The sequence below is a fragment of the Halomonas sp. genome (genome assembly GCF_033549285.1).
In the GTDB taxonomy this organism is placed as follows: domain Bacteria; phylum Pseudomonadota; class Gammaproteobacteria; order Pseudomonadales; family Halomonadaceae; genus Halomonas.
Genome location: NZ_JAWSUJ010000162.1, coordinates 1 through 5,446 on the forward strand (window position 1 = coordinate 1; position 5,446 = coordinate 5,446).

The 5,446-nt window shown below is 65.6% G+C and carries 4 protein-coding genes and 2 pseudogenes; 1 reads left to right on the forward strand and 5 read right to left on the reverse strand.

The genetic code is table 11. The features are described 5' to 3' along the window. Positions 1 to 97 precede the first annotated feature (97 nt). Positions 98 to 277 (forward strand): annotated as a pseudogene (locus SCI24_RS21595) (IS3 family transposase); the annotation flags it as partial. 52 nt (positions 278 to 329) lie between these two features. Here SCI24_RS21595 and SCI24_RS20640 read toward each other — a convergent pair. The 5 genes and pseudogenes from SCI24_RS20640 to SCI24_RS20660 form a co-directional block, all read right to left on the reverse strand. Beyond that, the gene (locus SCI24_RS20640) at positions 330 to 1,133 is read right to left on the reverse strand and encodes a hypothetical protein (RefSeq protein WP_318727160.1); all 804 of its coding nucleotides are present in this window, start codon (positions 1,131 to 1,133) and stop codon (positions 330 to 332) included. A gap of 69 nt (positions 1,134 to 1,202) precedes the next feature. Beyond that, a complete protein-coding gene (locus SCI24_RS20645) occupies positions 1,203 to 2,354 on the reverse strand; it encodes a glycosyltransferase (RefSeq protein ID WP_318727161.1) in 1,152 nt (383 codons plus the stop codon). Continuing rightward, the gene (locus tag SCI24_RS20650) at positions 2,354 to 3,553 is read right to left on the reverse strand and encodes an O-antigen ligase family protein (protein ID WP_318727162.1); all 1,200 of its coding nucleotides are present in this window, start codon (positions 3,551 to 3,553) and stop codon (positions 2,354 to 2,356) included. Before SCI24_RS20650 ends, SCI24_RS20645 begins: the two co-directional genes overlap by 1 nt. A 295-nt stretch (positions 3,554 to 3,848) precedes the next feature. Beyond that, positions 3,849 to 5,294, reverse strand: a complete 1,446-nt coding sequence (locus SCI24_RS20655; protein ID WP_318727163.1) for an SLC13 family permease — start codon at positions 5,292 to 5,294, stop codon at positions 3,849 to 3,851. Continuing rightward, positions 5,287 to 5,446: pseudogene (locus tag SCI24_RS20660) on the reverse strand (IS630 family transposase); the annotation flags it as partial. The gene SCI24_RS20655 and the pseudogene SCI24_RS20660, both read right to left, overlap by 8 nt.

Here is a 5,446-nt window from a genome sequence, read left to right on the forward strand (position 1 = left end):
GTCCATGGCCAACAGCAGCGAGGTCATCCAGCGCGCCGTGCTGCGCGAGGGATGCATCAACCAACCGCTGGTGTTGCATGCCGACAACGGCTCCGCCATGAAGGGCTCGACGCTCCAGGCGACACTGCAGCGGCTGAACATCACCCCGTCGTACAGCCGTCCCCGGGTCTCCAATGACAACGCCTTTTCGGAGTCGCTGTTCCGGACCTGCAAGTACCGGCCCGACTACCCGATGGACGGCTACGAGAACCTGACAGCGGCGCAGCAGTGGGTGACCGGCTTCGTGCACTGGTACAACCACGAGCACCGCCACAGCGCGATACGGTTCGTTACGCCGGGTGAGCGACATGCTGGCCAGGATGACGAAGTGCTGGCCAGGCGAGATGCCATCTATGCCGAGGCGAAACGACAACATCCTGGTCGGTGGAGCGGTTCCACTCGGAACTGGACACCGCGCCGGACGGTCTGGCTGAACCCGGACCAGGAAGACCCGCTGGTTCAACGCGATCAGCGATTAGAAGCCGCCTGATTCCAGGTTCCAACAAGCTTGACAGGCATCGCCGGGTGACCGCCACGCCCAGGGCATCCTTGCCACGCCAGGCATCGAAGCCGCGCGCGGCCATGTCGTCCATGAAGCTCAAGTACACGCCCAGGTAGGCCAGGATGCGCGCGTCACTGTCCAGCAGCACGCCCTTCTGGTGGGAGCGCCAGGGCCTGCCCGCCGCCAATTGCGCCTGGTAGTACCGAAACGCCTCGCTGCCGGTCAGGTCGTGGCGATGCGTGTCCAGGTCGCTGATGAAGCGATAGCGCGACCCCTGGCGCAGGTCACCCCGCCGCAGGTCCCAGCGGCCATCCCAGATGAACGCCGTGGCCGAAGGACGACGATGCTTGGGCACCCCCCGCCAGTGGGTGCTGCGGATCAACTGGCGTGGGTTCACGCGGACCACGAGCCCACTACCCAGCTCCCGCTCGATTACCCGCCGCGAGAGGCCGAGCCTTTCGACCTGGGCGGCACCGGGCAGCCCATTCTTCCAAGCGTTGAACAGCAACCGCTCGAGGGGGATACCCACGAACGACTGGAAGGCATCGCGCACCGCCCATTGCAGGCGGGCCCGCTGCACGGGCCAGTACATCCGGGAATCCGCCAGCGGCGCAAACGCCGGGTCGCCTCCGGGGGGCATGGGGAGCAGTTGCCTCATGGTTTACCCTGCCCCCCTCTGCGCAACGAAACGCTTCGCCACCGTCTCGGGCCGGAAGTCATCCAGCCAGCGCTCCTCGATCGGCGGCTTCTCGCCCTGCACGGCCATGCGAATACCCTCGGCAAGGCTCTCTTCATCGTGTGCCACCACGCAACTTTCCAGCTCCCCCTTGAGGATCTCGCGTATGCCCCCCGGGCAGTCCACGCTGAGTACCGGGGTGCCGCAGGCCAGCGCCTCGAACAGCACGATGCCCATGCCCTCGAAGCGCGAGCTGAGCACGAACAGCCGGGCATGGTGCATCCAGGGGTAGGGATTGGCACGCTGGCCGGCAAAGCGCACCCGCTCGGCGATTCCCAGCTCTCTCGCCAGGGCCACGAGCCGGCCCCGTTCACGGCCATCGCCCACCAGCACCAGGGGGAGCTCCACCCCGGACCGGGCATAGGCGCACAGCAGCAAGGCCTGGTCCTTGGCCGGCACCATGCGCGCCACGTTGACGATATAGGGCCCCTCGGGAAGGTCGGGTTCGGGCTCCCGCATCTGCCGGCGAATGCTCTCGACCGGGCAGGGGTTGACGATCACCTCGAGCGAGGCCGGCGCGAAGTGCCACGCCGCCATCGCCTCCCGCACGCTCTGGGCCACCCCCTGGGTTACCGTCACCAACTGCCGCCCCTGATAGAGGCAACGCGCGAACAACCGGCGGCGCCAGTTGGTGTCACGCACATGCAGGATATTCTCCAGCACGTAGCGCGCCCGGTCGTCGCGGAAGGTCCACACCAGCTCGAAGGTCCCCACGCCGCGGAAGATGATGCGGTCCACCCGCCCATGGCGGCGCTCGAAGGCCCTGAGCCAGAGCCGGAATACCAGGCCGCCCATGATGCCGGTACCGAGGAACAGCGAGCGCTTCACCACCGGGTTCACGAACAACCGCACCAGCAGTTCCAGTACCAGGCCCACTCCCGTCAGCCGGGTCCACCAGCGCAGCGCCAGATGGTGCTGGTGCACATCCGGGTGCTCCGGTGCCAGCGGCGCCTCAATTCGCCGGAAGCTCAGCAGGTGACTCTCGTGCCCCGCCTGGGCGAAGGCATCGGCCAGGTTCACCGCCACCCGCTCCATGCCCCCCATCTTGAGCGAGCGAACCACGACTAGCGTGCGCATCAGGCCTCCCTGCGGAAGACAGGAAAGACCCGCTGGCCGCTCTCCACCTGCCAGCGCCAGATATGGGTGACCAACCCACCGGCCACCAGGTTCTGCACATAGGCGCCCGTCCAGAAGGTGCCATAGGATTCGAACTGGCTGACGATGGCGTAGAACACGAAGAAGCCCGCGCCGAACAGCGCCATGTCGCCCGACATGATTCCCGCTCGCCAGGCCTGCCAGGTGCCCAGGCCGATCCAGGCGATCAGCGCCAGCACCACCGCCAGGCCCAGCACGCCGTAACTCACCAGCAGTTCCAGGAAGGTATTGTGCAGATGGCCATAATGGTCACGCGTTGCGTCCGGCAGCCAGTCGGTGTGCTCGATAACCAGGCTGCGCCCCTCCTCGCCCCAGCCCACCAGCGGTCGGTCGGCGATCCAGTCCAGCGAGGCTCGCCACGTCAGCAGCCGGTTGCCCACGCTGCTGTAGGGAATCGACTTCCAGTCGCCCTCCATCGCCTGGGCGATGATGCGATTTTCGGCGTCCAGTCGCTTCGCCACCGTTTCATGGAAAGCGAGTGACCCGACCACGATCACCAAGGCTGCGGCGGCCAGGCCCAGCCAGGCCCTGCGCGGCAATCTGCGCTCCGCTCCCCACCAGGCCAACGCCGGCAACAGCGGCAGCACCACCAGCATCGCCAGCCAGACGGCACGCGTCTGGGTGACCACGATGCCGACCCCGCACACCGCCAGGGCCAGCGACCACAGCAGGCGCCTCATCCAGACCAGGGCGTCATGCCCCCGCCAGCATCGCCCAGCGAAACACACCAGCCCCAGCAGGCCAGCGCCGAAGAACATCGCGGGATGCTGGGCATTGCGAATATCGAAATCGACCCGCATGCCCTGCAGCCCACGCTGCCACTGCTGCAGGCTGCCATCGGGCCAGGAGACCACCACTATAAGCCCGGCGAGCCCCAGCCCCCAGGCCAGCAGTGTGGCGCGCGTGCTGCCCCCCAGCCACCAGGCAAGACCAATGAATAGAAACCATTTGGCCAGCCGATCGACCTGGGGGTTGTCGGTCATCCACTCGGGATGATGCAGATAGCCCGCCACCCAGGAGACGACCTGCACCACTACCACCGCCAACAGCAGCCACAGCGCCCCGCCCCCGCGTACGCCACGGCCCCAGCGCAGCACAGCGAACAACCCGGTCAAGGCCATCAGGGTACCGGCCTTTTCGCCAAGGCCGGGCTCGACGAGGCGCAGCCCGGCATAGAGCAGGGTGCTCAGCAGGCCAAGCCAGCATAACCAGAGAGGAGAGGACCAGCAGGCAGATGATCCGCCGGGTTCGAGAAGGGAAAGGGGATGCCTCACTGCCAACGCCACTCGCTACAATTCAAGGAGGCGGCATAATGGCGGCCGAGAGGAAAGTGTGCAACCTCACCATCGCCCGATACACCCAGGAGCAACTACGAACTCATGAAACGGGTAGCAAGCCATCTCGCGTTATCATCACCTACTGACCTTGGAAGGGGAAGATAATCGGCGTCAGAACCAGCACCGCCAGGGAGTAGGTCAGGCTAACCGGCAGGCCGACCCGCAGGAAGTCGCCCATGCTGTAGCGGCCGGGGGAGTAGACCATCAGGTGGGTCTGGTAACCGTAGGGGATGAGGAAGCAGGCGCTGGCCCCGTAGGCCACGGCCATGATGAAGGGCATGGGATCCACGCCGAAGGCCTGGGCAGTGGTCCAGGCCACGGGGAAGGCCAGCGCCGCGGCGGCGTTGTTGGTCACCGTCTCGGTGAGCAGCAGGGTCAGGACATAGCAGCCGATGAAGGCGGCATAAACGCCATGGCCGCTGAACATCGCCTGCATGCCTTGTGCGAGCAGGTCGGCGGCGCCGGAGGCCTCCAGCCCCTGGGCGATCGCCAGGGCCGAGCCGATGATGACCCACAGCTCGAAGGGAAAGCGTCGGCGCAATTCGGCCGGGCTGAGCACACGGCCAGCCAATAGCCCGGCCATCAGCAGCAGCAGGCCATGGAAGAGCGGCATCAGCTCGGCGGCGGCCATGCCGATCACGCTGATGAAGCCGGCCAGGGTCAGCCAACTCTCCATGCGGCTGAGTTGGGGGCGGGTGAGGCTGCCGCAGAGCAGGTGGAAGTTTCGGTCGAGATTGCGATGCTGGCGAAAGTCGCTGCCGACGGCCATCAGCAGGCAGTCGCCCGTGCGAAGGGGAATCTGCCCGAGTTGGCCTTCCAGCCGCTTGCCGCCGCGGCGAATGCCCACCACCCCGGCATTGAACATGCTGCGAAAATCTACGTCCTGCAGGGTGCTGCCCGCCAGATCGGATTCGTGCGAAAGCACGACTTCCACCAGATTGGTGGCCAGCAGAGCGTCGGCCTGGTGGCCGAACAGTTTGAGCCCCGGAAACCGCTGCAGCGCCTGGACCTTGCTCACCTCGCCGGTGAACACCAGGGTATCGCCCTCGTGCAGGATCTCCTCCGGCCCCACCGGGCTTATCAGCCGCCCCTGCCGCTCGATCTCCAGCAGGTAGAGTCCATCCAGGCTGCGCAGACCATTGGCTTCGATGCTGCGGCCGATCATCTCGTAACCGGGCTGCAGGTCGGCGGCAAGGAAATAGGATAGCTTGTCGGCCGTTTGCTCGGGCATGTAGTGTGGAAGCGATCGGGCCCGCCACAGGAGCACGCCGAAAGTGAGCAGCGCCACCGGAATACCCACCAGGCTGAACTGGAACATGCCCAGCTCGAAGCCGCCACTGCTCAGGGTAAAGGAGTTCACCACCAGGTTGGTGGAGGTGCCCACCAGGGTGGTCACGCCGCCAAGGATCGAGGCATAGGAGAGCGGAATCAGCAGCCGCGAAGGGGCGATGCGCTTCTGCCGCGAGATGGTGACCAGAAAGGCGGCCACCACGGCAGTGTTGTTGAGAAGTAAGTGGTTATTCAAAATTAATCGCGCACTCAGCCCCGTAGCCGCCGAGTAGGCGATAGACCTCGTTGCAGAGGTGATCAAATGAGAGGTAGGCACTCAACGGCAGCCATGAGTACTTCATCTTCCGCCACAGGATTTCTATCAGGTTCAGCTCCGGCGAGTAAGCC